General features: G+C 73.5%; 17 protein-coding genes. 7 read left to right on the top strand and 10 right to left on the bottom strand.

The genetic code is table 11. From position 1 onward, the window contains the following. Positions 1–21: 21 nt before the first annotated feature. Complete coding sequence (locus tag ACFY3I_RS08480; protein ID WP_365289573.1) at positions 22–549, bottom strand: hypothetical protein; 528 nt, start codon at positions 547–549, stop codon at positions 22–24. A gap of 50 nt (positions 550–599) precedes the next feature. On the opposite strand from ACFY3I_RS08480, the gene ACFY3I_RS08475 reads away from it, so the two are divergent. Beyond that, positions 600–1,418 carry an SDR family NAD(P)-dependent oxidoreductase gene (locus tag ACFY3I_RS08475; RefSeq protein WP_390859943.1) on the top strand — a complete coding sequence of 273 codons (819 nt, stop codon included), beginning with the start codon at positions 600–602 and terminating at the stop codon, positions 1,416–1,418. Here the strand turns inward: ACFY3I_RS08475 and ACFY3I_RS08470 are convergent. Continuing rightward, a complete protein-coding gene (locus ACFY3I_RS08470; RefSeq protein ID WP_390859942.1) occupies positions 1,404–2,798 on the bottom strand; it encodes a pyridoxal phosphate-dependent decarboxylase family protein in 1,395 nt (464 codons plus the stop codon). The two genes, ACFY3I_RS08475 and ACFY3I_RS08470, sit on opposite strands and share 15 nt — an antisense overlap. 141 nt (positions 2,799–2,939) lie before the next feature. Here ACFY3I_RS08470 and ACFY3I_RS08465 point away from each other — a divergent pair, with 141 nt between their 5' ends. Then, on the top strand, positions 2,940–3,635 hold the full coding sequence (locus tag ACFY3I_RS08465) for a L,D-transpeptidase family protein (protein WP_390859941.1): 696 nt from the start codon (positions 2,940–2,942) through the stop codon (positions 3,633–3,635). Positions 3,636–3,663: 28 nt separating this feature from the next. Here ACFY3I_RS08465 and ACFY3I_RS08460 read toward each other — a convergent pair whose 3' ends face one another. After that, the gene (locus ACFY3I_RS08460; protein WP_390859940.1) at positions 3,664–4,866 is read right to left on the bottom strand and encodes a Gfo/Idh/MocA family protein; all 1,203 of its coding nucleotides are present in this window, start codon (positions 4,864–4,866) and stop codon (positions 3,664–3,666) included. 141 nt (positions 4,867–5,007) lie between these two features. On the opposite strand from ACFY3I_RS08460, the gene ACFY3I_RS08455 reads away from it, so the two are divergent. Both ACFY3I_RS08455 and ACFY3I_RS08450 read left to right on the top strand, forming a co-directional pair. After that, positions 5,008–6,156: an ROK family protein gene (locus tag ACFY3I_RS08455; protein ID WP_390859939.1), complete on the top strand. Its 1,149-nt coding sequence runs from the start codon at positions 5,008–5,010 to the stop codon at positions 6,154–6,156. A 142-nt stretch (positions 6,157–6,298) separates the two neighbouring features. Continuing rightward, on the top strand, positions 6,299–6,487 hold the full coding sequence (locus ACFY3I_RS08450) for a hypothetical protein (RefSeq protein WP_365289579.1): 189 nt from the start codon (positions 6,299–6,301) through the stop codon (positions 6,485–6,487). Positions 6,488–6,564: 77 nt separating this feature from the next. On the opposite strand, the gene ACFY3I_RS08445 is transcribed toward ACFY3I_RS08450, so the two are convergent. Then, positions 6,565–7,938, bottom strand: a complete 1,374-nt coding sequence (locus tag ACFY3I_RS08445) for a S1 family peptidase (RefSeq protein WP_390859938.1) — start codon at positions 7,936–7,938, stop codon at positions 6,565–6,567. Positions 7,939–8,129: 191 nt separating this feature from the next. On the opposite strand from ACFY3I_RS08445, the gene ACFY3I_RS08440 reads away from it, so the two are divergent. Both ACFY3I_RS08440 and ACFY3I_RS08435 read left to right on the top strand, forming a co-directional pair. After that, positions 8,130–9,302 (top strand): MalY/PatB family protein, encoded by a 1,173-nt coding sequence (locus ACFY3I_RS08440; RefSeq protein ID WP_390859937.1) that lies wholly within the window; start codon positions 8,130–8,132, stop codon positions 9,300–9,302. A 35-nt stretch (positions 9,303–9,337) separates the two neighbouring features. Beyond that, complete coding sequence (locus ACFY3I_RS08435; RefSeq protein ID WP_365289582.1) at positions 9,338–9,730, top strand: PPOX class F420-dependent oxidoreductase; 393 nt, start codon at positions 9,338–9,340, stop codon at positions 9,728–9,730. Positions 9,731–9,765: 35 nt separating this feature from the next. Here ACFY3I_RS08435 and ACFY3I_RS08430 read toward each other — a convergent pair whose 3' ends face one another. The 4 genes from ACFY3I_RS08430 to ACFY3I_RS08415 form a co-directional block, all read right to left on the bottom strand. Further along, a complete protein-coding gene (locus ACFY3I_RS08430) occupies positions 9,766–12,531 on the bottom strand; it encodes a hypothetical protein (protein WP_390859936.1) in 2,766 nt (921 codons plus the stop codon). A 153-nt stretch (positions 12,532–12,684) separates the two neighbouring features. Beyond that, entirely contained in the window at positions 12,685–13,071 is a 387-nt protein-coding gene (locus ACFY3I_RS08425; RefSeq protein ID WP_365289584.1) for a nuclear transport factor 2 family protein, read from the bottom strand. A gap of 51 nt (positions 13,072–13,122) precedes the next feature. Beyond that, entirely contained in the window at positions 13,123–13,557 is a 435-nt protein-coding gene (locus ACFY3I_RS08420) for a zinc ribbon domain-containing protein (protein ID WP_365289585.1), read from the bottom strand. Between the two features lie 198 nt (positions 13,558–13,755). Beyond that, positions 13,756–14,508, bottom strand: coding sequence for a TetR family transcriptional regulator (locus tag ACFY3I_RS08415; RefSeq protein ID WP_390859935.1), 753 nt, complete (start codon positions 14,506–14,508; stop codon positions 13,756–13,758). Positions 14,509–14,682: 174 nt separating this feature from the next. Between ACFY3I_RS08415 and ACFY3I_RS08410 the strand changes: the two genes are divergently transcribed. Then, positions 14,683–15,594: a peptidoglycan-binding protein gene (locus ACFY3I_RS08410; protein ID WP_390859934.1), complete on the top strand. Its 912-nt coding sequence runs from the start codon at positions 14,683–14,685 to the stop codon at positions 15,592–15,594. Here ACFY3I_RS08410 and ACFY3I_RS08405 read toward each other — a convergent pair. Together ACFY3I_RS08405 and ACFY3I_RS08400 are read right to left on the bottom strand one after the other, a co-directional pair. Continuing rightward, entirely contained in the window at positions 15,579–17,915 is a 2,337-nt protein-coding gene (locus ACFY3I_RS08405; RefSeq protein WP_390860111.1) for a SpoIIE family protein phosphatase, read from the bottom strand. The two genes, ACFY3I_RS08410 and ACFY3I_RS08405, sit on opposite strands and share 16 nt — an antisense overlap. A gap of 158 nt (positions 17,916–18,073) precedes the next feature. Further along, positions 18,074–18,457, bottom strand: coding sequence for a hypothetical protein (locus ACFY3I_RS08400; protein WP_390859933.1), 384 nt, complete (start codon positions 18,455–18,457; stop codon positions 18,074–18,076). Positions 18,458–18,522: the final 65 nt, after the last annotated feature.

The raw sequence follows: 18,522 nt of genomic DNA, 5'->3' as shown, positions 1-18,522 counted from the left end.
GGACGGCGACGGCGGAGGTCCTCAGGCCTCCGCCAACGGCAGCCGTCCCGGGTGACCGGGCGGCAGCGCCAGGTCCTCGCGGACGGCCGCGTAGAAACCGTCCCGGCCGTCGCGCTGCCGCTCCAGCAGGACGCGCCAGGCGTCGGGATCCCGCCGCTCCTCCCGCAGGAACCGCTCCATCGCCATGACCGCGAGCACCCACTCCTGGCCCTTGGCGACCACCGCCGGGCTGCCCAGCATGATGAGCTTCTCGCCGTGCGGGTCCCGGGCCAACTGGGCCGCCGCCAGGAGAGGTTCGGCCTCCTGGGGGGAGAGCGGGTGGGGATGCGGGTCATTGCCCAGATGGGCGGCCACCCGGTAGTCGACGGAGACGGTCTTCTTGAGAGCCTGCGCCCACTCCGCGTAGACGGTCAGCCGGCGCTCGTCCCAGCGCGCCTCCTGCTCGCGCCGGAACCGTACGCGGTCACCGCGTACCACGGCGAGATACGAACCGAGCGCGCCGATCACGACGCCTATCAGGGCCGGGAGTTGCTGCAGAAACGCGGACATGACCCGCACGCTATCTGTCCTGTTGATCCTCCGGCCCGTACCGTCGTGCCATGACCGGACTCGATCGCTTCGCGGGACACGGGGTTCTCGTCACGGGCGCGGCCCGCGGCATCGGCGCGGCCGTCGCCCGGCGGCTGGCCCAGGAGGGCGCCCGGGTGCTGGCGACCGACCGGGACCTGTCCGAGGCGGAGCGGACGGCCGCCGCATTGCGCGAACAGGGTCTGAGCGTCGAGGCGTTCGGGTGCGACGTGGCCGACGGCGACTCGGTGACGGCGGCCGTCGAGCGCGCCGTCGGCGTCTTCGGCGGACTCGACGTGCTGGTGAACTGCGCCGCGCACTGCACCCCGGACGTCCCGCTCTTCGAGGACCAGCCCGACGACGGCTGGGACCTGGACCTCGACATCACCCTCACCGGCGTCTACCGCTGCTGCCGGGCCGCCCTGCCGCACCTGGCCGCCTCCGGCCGGGGCGCGGTCGTCAGCATCGGTTCCGTCAACGCCGAGGCCGACTTCGGCAACCACGCCTACAGCGCCGCCAAGGCCGGCCTCGGCTCGCTGACCCGGACCCTGGCAGGACACGCGGCCGCGCGCGGGGTCCGGGTGAACCTGGTGGAGCCGGGCACGGTCCGCACGTCGGCGTGGGCGGGTCGGGAGGACGAACTCGACGCCCTCCGCCCGCTCTACCCCCTCGGCCGGATCGGCGAGCCCGAGGACGTCGCCGCGGCCGTCGCCTTCCTCGCCTCCGGGGACGCGGCCTGGATCACCGGCACCACGCTCCGGGTCGACGGCGGTCTCACCGCCGTCCACGGCGGCTTCCACGCGGCGCTGCGGCCGCACCGGGACGTGCGGCACGCCTCACAGGGCGGCTGACGCCGCCGTGAGCGCCGCCAGCACCCGCCGGGTGTCGTCCTCGGTGGTCCGCCAGTTGCTGAACGCGGCCCGCAGCGCGGGCACCCCGCCGTACACGGTCGGGGTGAGGAACGTCTCCCCGGACGCGGCGAGGGCCCCGGCCAGTGCGTCCACCCGCTCCTGGGTGGGGTTCTCGGCGAGCGTGAAGCAGGCCACGTTGAGCCGGACCGGGGCCAGCAGGCGCAGGCCCGGGAGGGCGGCGACGCCCGAGCCGAGGCGCCGGGCCTCGGCGATGTTGCGTTCGACGATCTCGCGGTACCCGGCCCGGCCGTACGCCGTCAGGGAGAACCAGGCCGGCAGTGCCCGCAGCCGCCGGGAGGTCTCCGGGGTGAGGTGCAGGAAGTCCGGTTCGCCGGTGGGCAGGCCGAGATAGGAGGACTCGTTGTGGAAGACGGCCACCTGGAGGTCGCGGCGCCGGGTGAACTGCACGGCCGCGTCGTAGGGGACGTTGAGCCACTTGTGCAGGTCCACGCAGACCGAGTCGGCCGCGTCCAGACCGGCGACGAGCGGGGCGTGGGCGGGGGAGAGGGCGGCGAACGCGCCGAACGCGCCGTCGACGTGCAGCCAGAAGTCGTGCCGCTCCTTGAGCGCGGCGATCGCCCGCAGGTCGTCGAAGTCGACGGTGTTCACGGTGCCGGCGTTGGCGACCACGATCACCGGCCGGCCGTCCCGCGCGGCCAGCGCCGCCTCGAGCGCGGTCACGTCCACCGCCTCCCGGTTGCCGGGCAGCAACGGAACCGGCCGCAGCCGGTCCCGCCCGATGCCGAGCACCGACAGCGCCTTGCCGATGCTGGAGTGCGGGCTGCCGGAGAGCACGTCGACCGGGCCCAGCGCGGCGGCGCCCGCCCGGGAGACGTCCACCCCGAGCCGTTCCCCGAGCCACTCCCGGGCGATCGCCAGTCCCACCGTGTTGGACATCGTGGCCCCGGTCACGAAGGCCCCGCCGTGTGCCTGGCCGAGCCCGAACAGTTCGGCCAGCCAGCCGACCGTCTCGCGCTCCAGGGCGGTACCCCAGGAGCCGGCGGCCCCGGCCGCGTTCTGGTCGTACGCCGAGGTCAGCCAGTCGCCGGTGAGGGAGGCGGGGGTCACACCGCCGGTGACGAAACCGAGGTAGCGTGGGCCGGCCGAGGCGGACATACCCGGCGCCCAGCGCTCGGTGAACCGGGCCAGCGCGCCCGCTCCGCCCTCCCCCCGCTCGGGCAGTGCCGCCCGTGCGGGCGCGGGGCCGGGCGCGGCCACGGGTCGTTCGTCCAGCCCGGCCAGCGCGCGGGCGGCCACGTCACGGGCCGACCGCAGAAGTTCGGGGAACCGGGCGAGATCGTCGGCAAGCAGGTGGTCCATGGACGGCAGCCTAGGTCGCCCACGTCCACGACGCCGAAGTTAACCGTTTCGTCACAGCGTGGCCGGAGCTACAACCAATGCCCTCGATCGGCCGGTCTAGGACCACGAGATCGCAGGACACAGGAAGGGGATATACGTCACATGGGGGACATACGCAGACGAGGCGCCGTCGTGCTCGGCGTCACCGGGCTCGTGGCGCCGCTCACGCTCGCCCTCACCTCCGCCCCGGCCCAGGCCGCGAGCTGCACCACGCAGGCGGGGCCGTACCAGAAGCAGGTGGAGAAGTTCCTCGGCCGGCCGGTGGACGGCAAGCAGTCCGCCGCCGACTGCAAGGCGACCAAGGCCTTCCAGGACAAGCACGGAATCACGCCCGACATCGGCTACGCCGGCCCTGTCACCTGGGGCGTGATGGACCTCATGAACAAGCAGAAGGCCGTCGGCAGCAAGCCGAACGAGGACGGCAAGTGCCCCACCAACAAGGGGCGCATCGCCTGCGTGAACCTCACGCTCCAGCTCAGCTGGATCCAGGACGGCAACAAGCTCGTGTACGGCCCGGTGCCGGTCCGTACCGGCCGCAAGGGGTACGTCACCCGCACCGGCCTGAAGAAGATCTACTGGCGTGACATCGACCACGTCTCCTCGATCTACAACGTGTCGATGCCCTACAGCCAGTTCTTCGACGGCGGACAGGCCTTCCACTCGGTGGGTCTGAGCATGTGGAACCCGCCGGGTTCGCACGGCTGCGTCAACATGACCACCACGACGGCCAAGAAGTACTGGTCGCTCCTGAAGAACGGCGACGACGTCTACGTGTACGGCCGCAAGCCGGGCACCTGACGGCACCCGGCCCCGGCCGCCGCCCCGGTCAGCTCTCCGGGGCGTCCCCGAAGTCCGGGATGTCCAGCCTGGCCCCGCCCTGCCGCGCGGACTCGTGCGCGATGATGCCCGGCAGGGTGTAGCGGGCGGCGACCCACGCGTTGACCGACGGCAGGGAGCGTGTGTTGACGGCGGTCACGAAGTCGTCCACCAGGAAGTGGTGGCTGCCCTCGTGGCCGTTGTGCAGCGTGTCGAACTCCCGCGGCAGCCGCGTCCGGTCGTGCACCGGCGCCGACCCGGAGGTGAAGGCCGCCCGCAGCTCCGGCGCGATGTGCTGGAGCGAGGGGTCGTCCGGGGACATGGTGGGCTTGGGCTCGAGGAGCTCGCTGATGTCGTGCACGCCCTTCTTGTCCTGCCACAGCGCCACCGTCGCCAGCTGCTCCATGCTGGCCTCGGTCCCGAAGAACCGGAAGCGCGACTCGCGGATGTGCGACGGGTAGCCGACCCGGCGGAACTCGTTGGTACGGAACGAACCGCCGCCCGCGACCTCGAACAGCGCGGTGGCGTTGGACACGTCGTTGCCGAACTGGCTGACGTCCTTGTCGAAGACGCCGTCGCCGCGGTCGTCCACCACGCCGATCGCCGACACGCTCACCGCGTGGGTCTGCCAGGCGCCGAGCACCCCGCCCACCGCGTGGGTCGGGTAGAGCAGCGGGGGATAGCTGGCGGTGGCCTTCCAGTTCTCGCCGCCGCTGTAGCGGTAGGCGTCGTAGAAGCCGAGGTCCATGTCGTGGACGTAGTCGCCCTCGGCGTAGAAGAGCCGCCCGAAGGCGCCCTCGGCGATCTGGTTGCGGGCGTGCACGGTCGCCGGGTTGTACTGGCTGGTCTCGCCCATCATGTACGTCAGGCCGGTCGACCTGACCGCGTCGATGATCGCCGCGATCTCCTCGGCCGTGATCGCCATGGGGACCGCCGAGTACACGTGCTTGCCGGCGTTCAGACCCTGCAGGACGAGCGGGCCGTGCGTCCAGCGCTGGGTGAAGATCGCGACCGCGTCGACGTCCGCCGACTCCAGCATCGCCTCGTACGACGGGAAGGTCCCCGCCAGACTCTGGGCGGCGGCGAGCTGCTCCGCCCGCTCGGGCAGCAGGTCGGTGACGTACACGTCACCGACGCCGGGGTGGGCCTGGAACAGGGTGGCGAACTGGCCGGAGAACTGACCGGCGCCGACGATGCCGATGGAGAAAGTCATGGAGGTTACTTTTGCTTCGGAAGAATCTCGGCGTCAAGGGGTGGAGAGAAGCAGGGGAGACGTCAGGAGGGCGCTTCTGCGGCGCACCCGGCGCACAGTAGGGTGAGCGGGTTACTTCAGTTACGGAAGAAAAGGGATGCCGTGTCCGACTGGCTGCCACTGAGCCCCGCGGAGCGCTCCGTGGCGATCGAGGTGCTGGTGAACGGCCCGCTGTCGCGCACCGGGCTGGCCCGCAGGCTGAACCTCTCCCAGGGCAGCCTCACCCGCCTCACCAAGCCCCTCATCGAGTCCGGGCTGCTCGTCGAGGCACCCTGGGCGGGTTCCTCCGCGGAGACGCGCCAGGGCCGCCCCTCGCAGCCCCTGGACGTGGTCGCCGAGTCCCGCTGCTTCCTCGGCTTCAAGGTCACGGACGAGATGGTGTACGGGGTCGTGACCACCCTGCGCAGCGACATCGTCGCCCGCCTGGACCGCCCCCTGGTCAGCCACGACCCCGAGCAGGTCGCCGACCTGCTGGCGGGGATGGCCGCGGAGCTGGCCGCCCGGCACCCGGCCGTCGCGGGCATCGGCATCGGCGTCGGCGGGTTCGTGCGCGAGCACGCGGTGGTCGGCGAGTCGCCGTACCTGCGCTGGCGTGACGTCCCGCTGGCCGATCTGGTGCGGCGGCGCACCGGGCTGCCGGTCGTGGTCGAGAACGACGTGGCGGCCCTGGTCGAGGCCGAGACCTGGTTCGGCGCCGGCCGGGGGCTGGACCGCTTCGTCGTCCTGACCATCGGCGCCGGCATCGGCTACGGGCTGGTGCTCGGCGGCCGGCGGGTGCCGTACGCCGAGGAGGACCGGGGCTTCGGACGGCACTGGATCATCGACCCGCAGGGCCCGCTGACCCCGCAGGGCGAGCGCGGCAGTGCCGTGTCCCTGCTCACCATCCCCAGCATGCGCTACCAGATCCGGGCCGCGACCGGCCGCGACGCGTCATACGAGGAGATCCTCGCGGACGCCGCCGCGGGCGAGCCGATGGCCGCGCGGGTGATCGGCGAGGCCGGCCGGGCGCTGGGCGTCCTGCTCGCACACATCGCCAACTTCGTCATGCCGCAGAAGGTCCTGCTGGCCGGGGAGGGGGTCGGCCTGATGGAGGTGGCCGGTGACACGGTGCGGGACACCCTCCGCGGCCACCGGCACCCGCTCGCGGCGCCGATCGACCTGGAGACCAAGGTCTCCGACTTCCACGACTGGGCCCGGGGCGCGGCCGTGCTGGCGATCGAGGTGCTGGTGCTCGGCGGCAACGGCGGCTGAACCGGCGTTCCCGGCCGGACGCCCGGGAGCGTGCGGAATATAACTCCCTTTCCCCCTCGGCTCATTGACGTGATGATGAACACGGTCCGTTATGTCCGTATTCGATCGTACTTACTCACGGCGCCTTCACGCCGACCGGCATATGCTTCACACCATGTCCACCACTGTTGAAGCCGTCACCGAGCGATCGGCCGACGAGGTCAACGAGGAGATCCGGGCCCTGTGGCTCCGGTCGGGCGGGACACTGAGCACCGAGCAGCGCGAGGAGTACCAGCGGCTCGTCCTCGAATGGGCGGCCGCCTCCCCGCAGCAGCCGGACCAGGCGGCCTGACCGCCCGTCCCCCGGGCCACCCGTCGCACGGGTGCCTTCTCGTGGCCCCGTGGCCCTCCGCGCCCCCGGCCCCGCCGTCAGCCCCAAGTGGCCGAGTAGTAACGCTGGTACGCCTTGCGGTCCTGCTCCGCGCGGAAGTAGCGGGCCGCGACCAGGGCGACCAGGCTGCCCCCGATCACCAGCAGACCCGGGCCGACGTTGCGGGTGTCCGTGAGCTTGGCCACCAGGCCGGTGTCCTGCGACGACCCGACCGGCGCCGCCGAACCCGGCGAGGCCGCGCTCGGCGCGATCGCGCTGTGGGTGGCACCCGCCGACGGCGCCGGAGCGGCGCCCTGGCCCCCGGCCCCGTTCCGCGCCGACCCGACCAACTGCACGTTCAGCGCAGCCATCGCCCGCGTCACCGGCTGGAAGAACGTCACCCCGCCCGCCGTGCAGTCCCCGCTGCCGCCCGAGGTCACGCCCAGCGCGATGCCCTCGGAGAACAACGGACCGCCGCTGTCGCCCGGTTCGGCGCACACGTTCGTCTGGATGAGCCCGGTGACCGTGCCCTCCGGGTAGTTGACCGTCGCGTTGAGCGCGGTCACCGTGCCGTCGTGCAGTCCACTGGTGGAACCGCTGCGGAACACCTTCTGCCCGACGGTCGGATCGGCCGCCCCGGTGATCCGCACGCCCTGGCCGTTGCCGATGGCGACCACGTCCGCGTTGGCACCGGCCTTTCCGCCCGCGTACTGGATCAGCGAGAAGTCGCTGCCCGGGAACTGCGTGTTGATCGTGGTGCCCAGCTGCCGGTTGCCCTGGTTGTCGTCGAACCAGACGGTGTTGGCCGGACCGCAGTGACCGGCGGTGAGGATGAACTCGGTCTGCCCGTTGGTGACGTTGAACCCCGCCGAACAACGGCCGCCCGTCGACAGGATCGGCTGCGCGCCGTTGAGCCGGGGCGTGAACGTCCCCTGCGAGCGGTGCATCCGCACGAACGTGCCGATGCCCGCGGCGACCCGGCTCATGTCCGACCAGTCGGCGGCGGACACCGTGCTGTCGGCCTCCACCAGCACCCGGTTGGTCCGGTAGTCCACCGCCCATGCCGTGCCGGCCACCCGCGGCGCCGAACGCAGCGCGGCGGTGGCCGCCTTCAGCTCGTTCATGCTGTGCGAGACCATCCGGGGTTCGGCCCCCGCCTTCTCGACCGCCGCCGCGGCCTGCCTGTCGGTCACCGCGACCACCGGCTTGCCGTCGGCGCCGATCCAACTGCCCGCCGTACGGGCCGTACCGAGCTCGGCCACCAGCGCGGCGCCGGTGTCGCCGGCCTCGGTGGCCGAACTGAAGGGGACGGCGGCGGTGCCGGGAGTCTCGCTCGCCATCGCGGTGGTGACCATCGCGCCTCCCAGAAGGAGTCCGCCGACCGCCGCCAGCTGTGTCCCCCGCCGGACGACCCGTCGTCGTGCGTGCCTCATCCATGGCTCCCGAAACCCCGAACGCGCGGTGCCGACACCGCGGGGCCCTCCGGTCGTCGAGCGCCCTGCTCTCCATACGGGGCCGGGCACGGGGGCGTTCACCACCAGGGTGATCTTTGCGATCCCATGGCGCTACGACATGGCCGCACGGGCACGTTCCCGGACACCCCCGGCCCGCCTATCTTGACCCCATGACCAGCATCCACCAGGAGAACCCGGACGAACCGAACCCGCTGCGCGCGCTCACCCTCGACCGGCTGCGACGCCGTACCAGCATGAAATGGCGCACCTACCCGCAGGACGTGCTCCCGGTCTGGGTGGCGGAGATGGACGTGCCGCTCGCCGCGCCGGTCGTCCGCGCGGTCACCGAGGCGATGGAACTCGGGGACACCGGCTACCCGGCGGGCACCGGCTACGCCGAGGCGCTCGCCGCGTTCGCCGCCAAGCGCTGGGGCTGGCACGGGCTGGAGCCCGCCCGCACCGCGATCGTCCCGGACGTGATGCTCGGGGTGGTCGAGATGCTGCGGCTGGTCACCGGCCCGGGCGACCCGGTGGTCGTCAACTCGCCGGTGTATCCGCCGTTCTACCACTTCGTCGAGCACATGGACCGGCGGGTGGTGGAAGCCCCGCTCGGCCCCGACGGGCGACTGGATCTCGACGTGCTGGCCCGGGTGTTCCGCGGGCTCGGCGGCGCACGGGCCGCCCATCTGCTGTGCAGCCCGCACAACCCGACCGGTGCCGTCCACACCGCGGAGGAACTCACCGCCGTGACGGAAATCGCCGAACGGTACGGCGTCCGGGTCGTCGCCGACGAGATCCACGCCCCGCTCACCGCCCCCGGCGTCGCCTTCGTGCCGTACCTGAGCGTGCCGGGCGCCGAGCGCGGCCTCTCCCTCATGTCGGCCTCGAAGGCCTGGAACCTGGCGGGCCTCAAGGCCGCGGTCGCGGTCGCCGGACCCGGGGCGGCCGACGACCTCGCCCGGCTGCCGGAGGAGGTGAGCCACGGCCCCAGCCATGTCGGCGTCCTCGCGCACACGGCCGCCCTCGCCGACGGCACCGCCTGGCTGGACGCCCTGCTGGCCGGCCTCGAGGAGAACCGGCGCCTGCTCGCCGGTCTGCTCGACCGTCACCTGCCCGCCGTACGTCACCGGCCCGCAGAGGCCACCTACCTCGCCTGGCTCGACTGCCGTGCCCTCGGTCTCGGCGACGACCCGGCCGAGGTCTTCCTCGAGCGCGGCCGGGTCGCCGTCAACTCCGGTGTCCCGTTCGGCACGGGCGGCGCCGGGCACGTGCGGCTCAACCTGGCCGCCTCACCCGAGGTGATCACGGAAGCGGTACGACGGATGGCGACGGCCCTGGTCTGAGACGTGGCAGGGCACCGGCGCCCTACACTTCCGGCATGGACACCTCCGGGACCGACATCGACCGGCTCGGCGCCGGCAAGTACCTGCTCGTCACGAGCTTCCGCAAGGACGGCACGCCCGTCCCCACACCGGTCTGGGTGGTGCGTGACGGGGAGACGCTCGGCGTGTGGACGTCCGCCGACTCCTGGAAGGTCAAGCGGATCCGCCGCCGCGCCGACGTCCGGGTCGGCCCCTGCGACCTGCGGGGCCGCCCGACCGGCGACCCGGTGGCGGCCACCGCCGAGATCGCCGACGAGGCCACCACCGCCCGCTACCGCGACCTCGTCGCCCGCAAGTACGGGATCACCGGCCGCCTCACCCTGCTCGGCAGCAGGCTGCGGCGCGGCCGCGAGGGCACGGTGGGCATCCGGGTGACCCTCGCGCCCTGAGTGCGGACGCGTCCGGCCGGTCGAGCGGCGCGGTGCTACGGGGCGTCCAGCACCGTCCCGTTCAGCACCAGGCCGTCCGGCAGCGGTGCGCCGTCGTCCCCGGTCTGCCGGAAGGCGACCGACTCGGCGGGCTCGGCGACCCGGTCCGCGACGGTGGGCACGGTCACCTCGACGCCGGTCCGGCCGGCCGGGACGTCCAGCCACAGATAGAGGCCGTCCACCTTCGACAGCGGCCGTTCCGGGTCGGGCGCGGCACCTGAGTTGTCGGCCAGCCACCGCGGGTCGACGTCCCTGGTGGACAGTTCGGGACCACCGTCACCGGGCGGCACCGGGACGAACAGCGAACCGATGTCCGTGTCCGCCGCCTCGGACAACGAGATCCGCCACCTGAGCGCCGCGCCCTCCGCCACCCGGTCCGCGAGCGGGGTCACGGTGACCTCCGGCGCCGGATCGTCGTCGTGCGCGGTCACCCCGCCCCGGTAGGAGCCGACGACCGCGCCGCGCACGGCCTTGACCAGCACGACGTACGAGACATCCGTGCCGTAGCGGGTGTTGCCGCGCACCTTGACCGGTACGTCGACGGCGTGGCCGCCGGGCCGCACGGTGACCAGCCGGTCCTTCGCGGTACCGGTCGCCGGGTCCACGACGTACATCCGGACCTGCCCGCTGCCCCGCCCGGACACCCGCACCGGCACGTGGTAGGTCCGTACCCCCGAGTCGCCCTCGTCGACCGTGAGACGGCCGATGTCGATGCGCGGCAGCGCCGCCGCCCGTACCGCCGGGGTGCCCGGCCGCCAGCCCCAGGCGTCCATCAGCCAGGCCCGCCCCGAGGCCGAACGCGCGGTCAGTTCAAGGGACTTGACGGAGCGCAGCTCGACCCCGGCCCGCCGGGCGGGAGCCAGCGGGACGCGCAGCTCACGGGCCCAGTAGGAGGCGGTGCGTTCACTGCCGGGCAGTCCGTCGACCCGGATCCGGCCCAGCACCGCCCGACGGCCGTGCGTGTCGGTGACGGCCACGTCGAAGCGGGTGCCCCGGGTGTTCGGGGGCACGAGGACCCGGAGCGCGAGCGCGTCGGCGCCCCGCAGGGAGACCGGCCGCGCGGCCGTGACCCGGGTCGTGGCGGCCGCGGACGTCCAGCGCAGCGCGATCGCGTTCCGCCCGGTCTCCCGTTCCGTCTCCCAGCGCGCGAAGTGCGGCGAGCCGCCCATGGCACCCTCGCCCAGGCAGACCGCCGCCGGGTCCGGATCGGCCACCGCGCACAGCCGGCCGCCGGACACGGTCACCCGGCCGTCCGGCAGGAACCCGGCGCCGCGGTTGGCGCCGACCGCGTGGCTCAGCACGCGCGCCGGATCCGCCGACGGCGCCCGCCGTCCCGAACCGTCCAGCAGCGGGCGCACCTTGTCGTCACCCGCGACGAACAGCCGCGCCGCCGCCGCGATGTACGTCGAGCCCGCCCGGTGCTGCCGGTCGGCGGTCAGCCGGGTCGCGGTCCCCTTGGAGCAGACGGGATCCCGCCGGTCGGGGTCGTCGTAGAAGTCGTCCTCCGCGGGAGCCTGCGACTGACCCGGAGTCCATTCGGTGTTGAAGAAGTTGTGGTTGGCGCCGATCACGTAGACCGCGCTGTGCAGGGCCCTGCCGGTGCTGACCGCACGGGTTCCGTCGACGTACATCTCGCCCTGGAGATCGGAGACGTCGCCGTCGCAGCCCGGCAGGACGGTGAGCGAGGGCACGTCCGGCACCGGGTTCTGACCGAAGACGGTCGGGCCGATCAGCACGGTGCCCCTGATGTGCCAGCGCACCTTGCCGTGGTAGGCGTCCTGGTCGGCCGGCGGGGGGTAGAGGCTGTCCAGCGCGGCCCGGTCGACGCCCTCGCCGCCCCGCGAGTGGCCGATCAGCAGCACCCGGGACAGGTCGGCGCGAGGCGCCTCGCGGACGACCGGAGGCGCCTGCCGGGGGTCGCGGGCCCAGTCGGCCCAGTGGGCCAGGTGCAGCCGGACCAGCGACGAACGGGCCTGGGCGCCGCCGTCCTCGGCGCGCCAGTCCTGGCCGTTGATCCCGTTCGCCGAGATCGACACGGTCACATAGCCCTGGGACGCCAGCAGTCGCTGGTCGCGGAGATATCCCCGGTGGCTGGGTATCGGGAGGGTGCCGGCCGGGCAGGGCCAGGCGCCGGAGGCCTCCCCGTCGTCGCCGTGCGGGTCGTAGCAGGTGGCGTGGCGGCCGTGCAGGAACAGTGCGAGCGGGCGCGGGCCCGCGATCCCGGTGGGTGCGACCACCACGGCGCTCATCTCGACCGGGACGGAGAACCCGGGCAGACGCACCGGCTCGAGCCGGTACTCGCCGGTGGCCGTGCGATAGCGGCCGGGCCGGCCCGGGTCCACCGGACCGGCGGGCAGTGGGGCCGGCGGCCGGACGGCGGCAGCGGGCGCCTCGGTGGCCGGGGATCGGACGTCCAACCGCCTTCCGCCCGACCAGACCTGAAGATCCGTCAGTTCGCCGGTGCGGGTCCGTTCGAGGCCGAGCCGGAAGGTGTGCCCGTCCCGTTCCGGCTTCGGCACCCCCAACAGCCTCTCGCCCGAGCGGAATTCCACCCGCGCGTCACCCATCGGCACCTGTCTGCCGGACCGCCACACGAGGTCCGGCGCCGAGCGCTCCCCGTCGATGCGCCAGCCCGGTGGCAGTTTCCCGCCGGACTCGGCGGCCGCCGGGGCCTGTCCGGCGTGCGCGGTTGTGCCGGACACTCCGCCCACGAGCGCGAGCACCGCGGCCGCGGTGACCCATATGCGTCGGGTTCGGACCAATTTCCCTCCTCGGACGGCGAGGACGGGCTCTCCGGCGGTCCCGGGGAGCCCCTCGCGCCCCGGAGGACGGAGAGTGGAGTCTGTGGGTTGCCTGTGCGACGGGAGGGATCCGCCGCACCCGGACGGCTCGGCGGATCCCGGAGGCGCGGCCCGCTACTCGACCCCGGGAGGCACGACCGTGGCCTGGTGGTAGTACATCCGCCAGGTGTCCTCCCCGTCCCGCCTGCGCCACAGGGAGCTGTGCCGCGACCGGCGGTCGCCGAGGCGGGCCTCGAAGGTCACGTGCACGAGCCCGGGAGCGAGCACGACCCCGGTCGGTTCCGAGGGTTCGTAGCGCGGGCCGTCCTGCGCCGCGCCGCTCCGGTCCGGGAGCCCGCCGAGGGCCTGCTGGTACGAGTACCGGCGGCCGGACGCGCCGACCTCCACGAACTCCGGGTCGAGCAGTTCGGCGGCGAGTTCCCGGGAAGCGCGCACCGCGGGGTCCATGAGCCGCAGTTCGCCCGCGATCGCGGCTGCCACCTGGGCCGGTTCATCGTTCATGGCCGTATCCTCGCGCGGTCGGCGGGGCACCGCGCAACACGTTTACGGCCGTCAGCTCCAGGCGCGGTAGGGCTCGTCGAGCAGTTGGAAGACCGGCTCGCCCCGCACCGGGTCCTTGGCGGTGGAGAGCTTGACCCGGTCACCGCTGTGGATGCCGATCGGCGGACCCATCACCCGGCCCCGTACGACGAACCCCTCGGCCATCTCGATCAGGGAGACATTGCGCGCGGCGGGCGTGTTGCGGTGCACCACGGTGGAGTGGCGGACCGTGCCGGTGCCCTCGCTGCGCTCCGTGCGCAGCTCGCTGCCCTGGCAGACCGGACACAGCAGCCGGTGGAACATGGCCGTACCGCACCAGGTGCAGCGCTGGAAGACGATGGCGTCCTTGTGGTGCTCCGCGGGCCGGAGGTCCGCGGGCGCGGGGTCGAGGACGCTCGTCGCGAATCCGACCGCCGACTGCGCGGCGCTCGCTGAGTGGTGGTACACGCTGGTCAACTCCCTGCGTTCGCCCGGAAACCCGAATCCCGCGTGCCCGGAACCGGCCGGGGCACGCATGCGCCCGGCTCGCCGTGCCACCGTGCACGCCGTCAGCGTATGGCACTCAGTGTCAGCCGTAAAGGCACTGCGTACCCCAAAAAGTGCGGGGATTCCGCGAAGAAGGCGCCGGCCGCCGGGGCGGACGTGTCAGGCGCGGCCGAACGCGGTCTCGATCTCCTGGACCACCCGCCACAGCGGGGCGTCCCGCCGGGAGACCAGGACGACCACGTCGTCGGGGTGTTCCACGGGCAGGCCGAAGAGCGTGGCCGCCGGGTCCGGCGATCCGTCCGGGGCGGGTCCGGCGGCCGTGGTGCCGAACGTGGACTGCACGTACCCGAGCGCGTGGTCGACGGTCGCCGCCGCGTCGTCGGCACCGTCCGAACGCAGCCAGGACCGCAGCGCGTTGTTGTGTGCCGCCACCACCGCCGCCGCGATCACGTCCGCCCGCAGGGTGCCGTCCGGGCGGCCGCCGTACCTGCCCCTCAGGTACTCGGCCAGTGCGCGCTCGTAGCGCCACACCACCGACAGTTCGTACGCGCGCAGCCCGGGGACCTGCTTGGTCAGCCGGTAGCGCTGCACCGAGAACGTGGGGTTCTCCGCGTACATCCGCAGCACCAGCCGCGCCGCGTCGCACACCCGCCGCACCGGTTCGCACTCCGGGGGACTCGCCGCGAGGAAGCCGGTCATGTCTGCCAGGCAGCCCTCGTGGTCGGGGAAGACCACGTCCTCCTTGGAGGGGAAGTAGCGGAAGAACGAGCGCCGTCCGACCCCGGCCAGGGCAACGATGTCGTCGACGGTCGTCTGCTCGTAACCGCGCTCCAGGAAGAGCCGGAAGGCCGCCGCCACCAGGGCGTCCCGCATGGTCGGCCGCGCGGGCGGTGGCACGCTGCTGGAGCTCATGGACGCGAACGTAGCACCTCGGCCAGCTCGATGGCACTGAGTGCACGATCATCGGGAACTGAGTGCACTCCAGCCTCTCGTCCGGCTCCGGCTGAACCGGCGGACCGGTCCCGCCGTATGTGTTCCCGGGGATCGCGGACGTCCCGCGCGTACGGGACGTGGAAGGAGAGCAGTGTGTCGACACCGCCCGACCCCGAACGACCGCACCGCGGGCCGATCCTGGAACCGGTCCGGGTCCTGCGCCCCCGCCGACTCGACGCTCTCGCGGAGCTGATGCGCGAGATCCGGGAGGAGGCGGAGGCCGACGAGAAGGCGAGAGAGGCCGGTTCCCGGACCGGCGGACAGACCGGACAGACCGGTGGACAGACCGGTGGAAGGACCGGTGGACAGACCGGCGGACAGACCGCCGGACGGCCCGGGCACGGGACCGGCGGACAGGGTGGCGGACGGACCGCCGCACGGCCCGGGGAGCAGGCCGGCGGACAGGCCGGGAACCGGACCGGCGGGCTGGCGGGCGGACCGTCGGCTCCGGCCGGCTTCGAGGCCGTCGGCGGTGAGCGGTGGCCCGACGCCGGCACCGAGGACGACACCCAGGAGCTGCCACCGGTCCCGGGCGGCCCGCGTACCGCCCACGGCCCCCGCTCCGCACGCTCCTTCGGCTTCGGCCCAGGACTGCGCAGGGCCGCCACCGTGGTGGCCGTCGGCGCGGCCGCCCTGGTCGGTTTCGGCTGCGCACTCCTGCTGCCCGGCCGCGGGGACTCCGCCGCGGCCGCTCAGCCCGCGCCGTCCGCCACCGAGGCGCCGCCGGGCACCGCGCCCGCCACGGACACCGCCACCGACCCCGACGGCGCGGGCACCCTCCGCGAGGGCGACACCGGTCCCGAGGTCGTCGACCTGGAACGGCGTCTGCTGCGCGTCCCCGACGTCTACCGTGACGGCTCCACCGCCGGCACGTACGACACCGCCCTCACCGCGGCCGTGGAACGCTTCCAGATCTGGTACGGCATCAGCGGCGACGAACGCGGCGTCTACGGCGACGACACCCGCCGCGCACTGGAGTCGCGCACCGGTCAGGCGGACGGCTGACCGTCCCGCCGCGCGTCGTCCGCGGCCGGCACCCGGATGTCCAGCACGCAGACGTCGTCGCGCAGTTCGCCCTCCAGCATCGCGTCGAGCAGTTCGTCCAGGGATCCGGGCTCGGGGGTGCGGACGGCGTCGGCCAGCCGGGTGAGGCCCAGGTCGACGTCCTCGCCGAGCCGCTCCACCAGGCCGTCGGTGAACAGCAGCAGCCGGTCGCCGGGCTCCAGGCGGAACTCGGCCGACTCGTACACCGGGTCGGCCGTGGCCCCGAGCAGAATGCCCTCGGGACGGTCCAGCCGCCGGACCTCGCCCCCGCGCACCAGCAGCGGCGGCAGGTGACCCGCCTGGGCCCAGGTGAGTCGGCGCTCGGCGGGCTGGTACCGGGCGAGGATCAGGGTCGCGGTGGACTGGCTGTCACGCGTGTGCAGGAGGAGGGAGTTCAGCCGGGCGAGCGCACCGGTCAGCGAGGAGCCGGTGGTCACCATGCCCTTGGCGGTGAACCGGAGCTGGGCCATCGTCGCGACCGCGTCCACGCCGTGGCCCGCCACGTCACCGATGACGAACAGGGCCGAGTCGTCGGGAAGTTCGATGGCGCTGAACCAGTCGCCGCCGACGTGCACCCCCGCCTGCGCGGGCAGGTAGGCCACCTCGACGCGCAGCCCGCACAGCCGTACCGGCCCGCTGGGCAGTGGGAGCAGCGCGTGCTGGAGCCGGATGCCCAGCGCGCGCTCGGCCTCCAGGACCCCGCGCTGCACCAGGATCGCCCGCTCGCTGTCCACCAGGGCGAGTTCGGCGCTGCGCTGCGCGGTCAGGTCCTGGACGAAGCCGTGCACCTCGACGACCATGCCGTCCGGGGCGGTCACGCCCTCCGCGACTGCCCGCAGATGCCGGACCGTGTCACCGGTCCTGATCCGGAACGGGACGTCGAACGATCCTCCGTGCCTGGCCAGTTCGGCCACCGCGCGGGCCAACGCGTGGGCGTCCTCGGGCAGTACGAGGTTCGGCAGCAGATCGAGTGCGACGGCGCCGCGTCCCGGGTCGCGGCCCAGGATCGTGTACACCTGGGACGACCAGGTGACCTGACGGGTGAGCAGGTTCCAGTTCGCCCAGCCGAGGTTGCCCAGCCGCTGCATGTCCGCCAGGCGCTGTTCCTCGCGCCCCTCCAGGTCGTGCCGGAGCCAGGTCACCAGCAGCCCGTCGCCGAGCCGCGCGGCCCGCACCGAGTAGGCGGCCCGTACCGTCGTCCCCGCGAGGGTCTCCTCGTGGACGTAGGGTTCACCCTCGTACGGTTCCCCGTCGAGCGCTTTGAGGTACCCCTGCCACAGCGCCTCCCCGGCGACTGAGGGATAGCTCTCCAGGATGTGCGCGCCGACCAGTTCGCGGCCGGTGCGGCCGAGTATGTCGACGGCGTCCGGGGTGGCCGCCTCGATGCGGTAGTCCTCGACCTCCCCGGTGGCGGTGCGCAGCGGGGTGAGCAGGACGGTGGCCCCGGCCAGCGCGTCCAGCACCGTCTGCACCTCCTGGGAGAACCGCGCCGCGGGTGGCTCCGCCGGGGCGCCGAGGGTGGTGAGCCGGCCCGCGCACAGCCGGGCGACGGCCCGCAGCAGCTCGCGGTCCCCGGGGTCGAAGGGCGCGCCGTGCCGGCGCAGCACGCCGAGGCTGACACCCGAGGCGTCCCCGGTGGTGACCGGCAGCCAGGCCCGAGACCTCCAGCGCCCGGGCGGCTCGTCGATCAGCTGGTACTTCCGCAGGTCCCGGGCGAAGTGCTCCAGCCAGAGCGGCTCACCGGACCTGAGACTCTCCAGCGGGGCGAACCCGCTCAGCGGCGGGACATGGTGCCACTGGGCGGCGAGCCCGTCATCGACCCCCGCGTGGCCGATGAGTTCGAGTCCCTGGCCGGGCGGCCGCCGGTACAGCAGCACCGCGTCGGCCCCGACCGCGTCCGCCAGGTGCTCCAGCAGCGCGGCGGCCAGCTCCCGAGGGGAACGCACGTGCACGAGGGAGGCGCCGAGACGGCCGAGCGTCCCGGGGCCACCGGACGGGGCGGGTGGCGTGCGCGGGGCCGCCGGGGCGGGGGGTTCGAGAGGTTCGGGGACGGGACCGGCGGCCTGGGATACGGCGGGCATCAGGGCGCCGAGGGTGAGCCAGCACTCCTCGATCAGGGTGCGCCGTCCGGCCCGGGCCCGCTGGACCAGCGCCTCGCGCGCGGCGTCGGGGGAGCAGCCCGAGGTGGCCATCAGCGCGCCCGTGGCCCGCTCCACCACGGCGGCGGTGGCCGTCTGCTCCCGCAGCCGGTCCAGCTCGGCGCGCTGCCGGGCCACGACCATGGCCAGGGCCACAGGCTCGCCGGCTCCGACAGGCGGGGCGTGCTCGCTCGTCACGGATCGAGCATGGCACAGGACGGGGTGCCCGATCACTCCCGTGCCGGATCCGTTCGGGAGCGGGTACCCCGCGCGCACCCGGGAACGACGCCGGAGTCCGTCGGTCAGCGGCCGGTGCTGTGGCCGACGAGCGCCTCGGTGACCACGCGGACGCTGCGTGCGATGTGCTGGAGCTGCAGCACCTCAGCCGCGTACAGCTTGATGGTGTGCTCGATGACCGACTCCGGCAGCCCCAGCAGGGGCAGTTCGGTCCGTGCGGTCTGCAGTGCGGTGCGGGCCACCCGGATCTCGTGCTGGACCTGGATCTGCGCGTGGCGCGCGAGCAGCACGGGGTGCCGGATCAGGGCCGGGTAGCTGCCGTAGCGGGCCGGCACCAGCTCACGCAGCCATTTGGTGGCGGAGCGCTCCCAGTCGTAACTGCCCGGCGTCTTGACCTGGCAGGGCCAGTCGGAGGTGATGCGGGTGGTCGTCGTCAGGGTCATGGTCATCGCTCTTCCGTGGTGCGGCGTCGGGAAGGGTGGTCGACGGGTGTCTGGGCGGCTCCGGCCTAGGG

It is taken from the genome of Streptomyces sp. NPDC001068, from assembly GCF_042897315.1.
GTDB lineage: Bacteria > Actinomycetota > Actinomycetes > Streptomycetales > Streptomycetaceae > Streptomyces.
The sequence above is the reverse complement of the archived record's forward strand: the minus strand, read 5'-3'. Positions and strand labels throughout refer to the sequence as shown.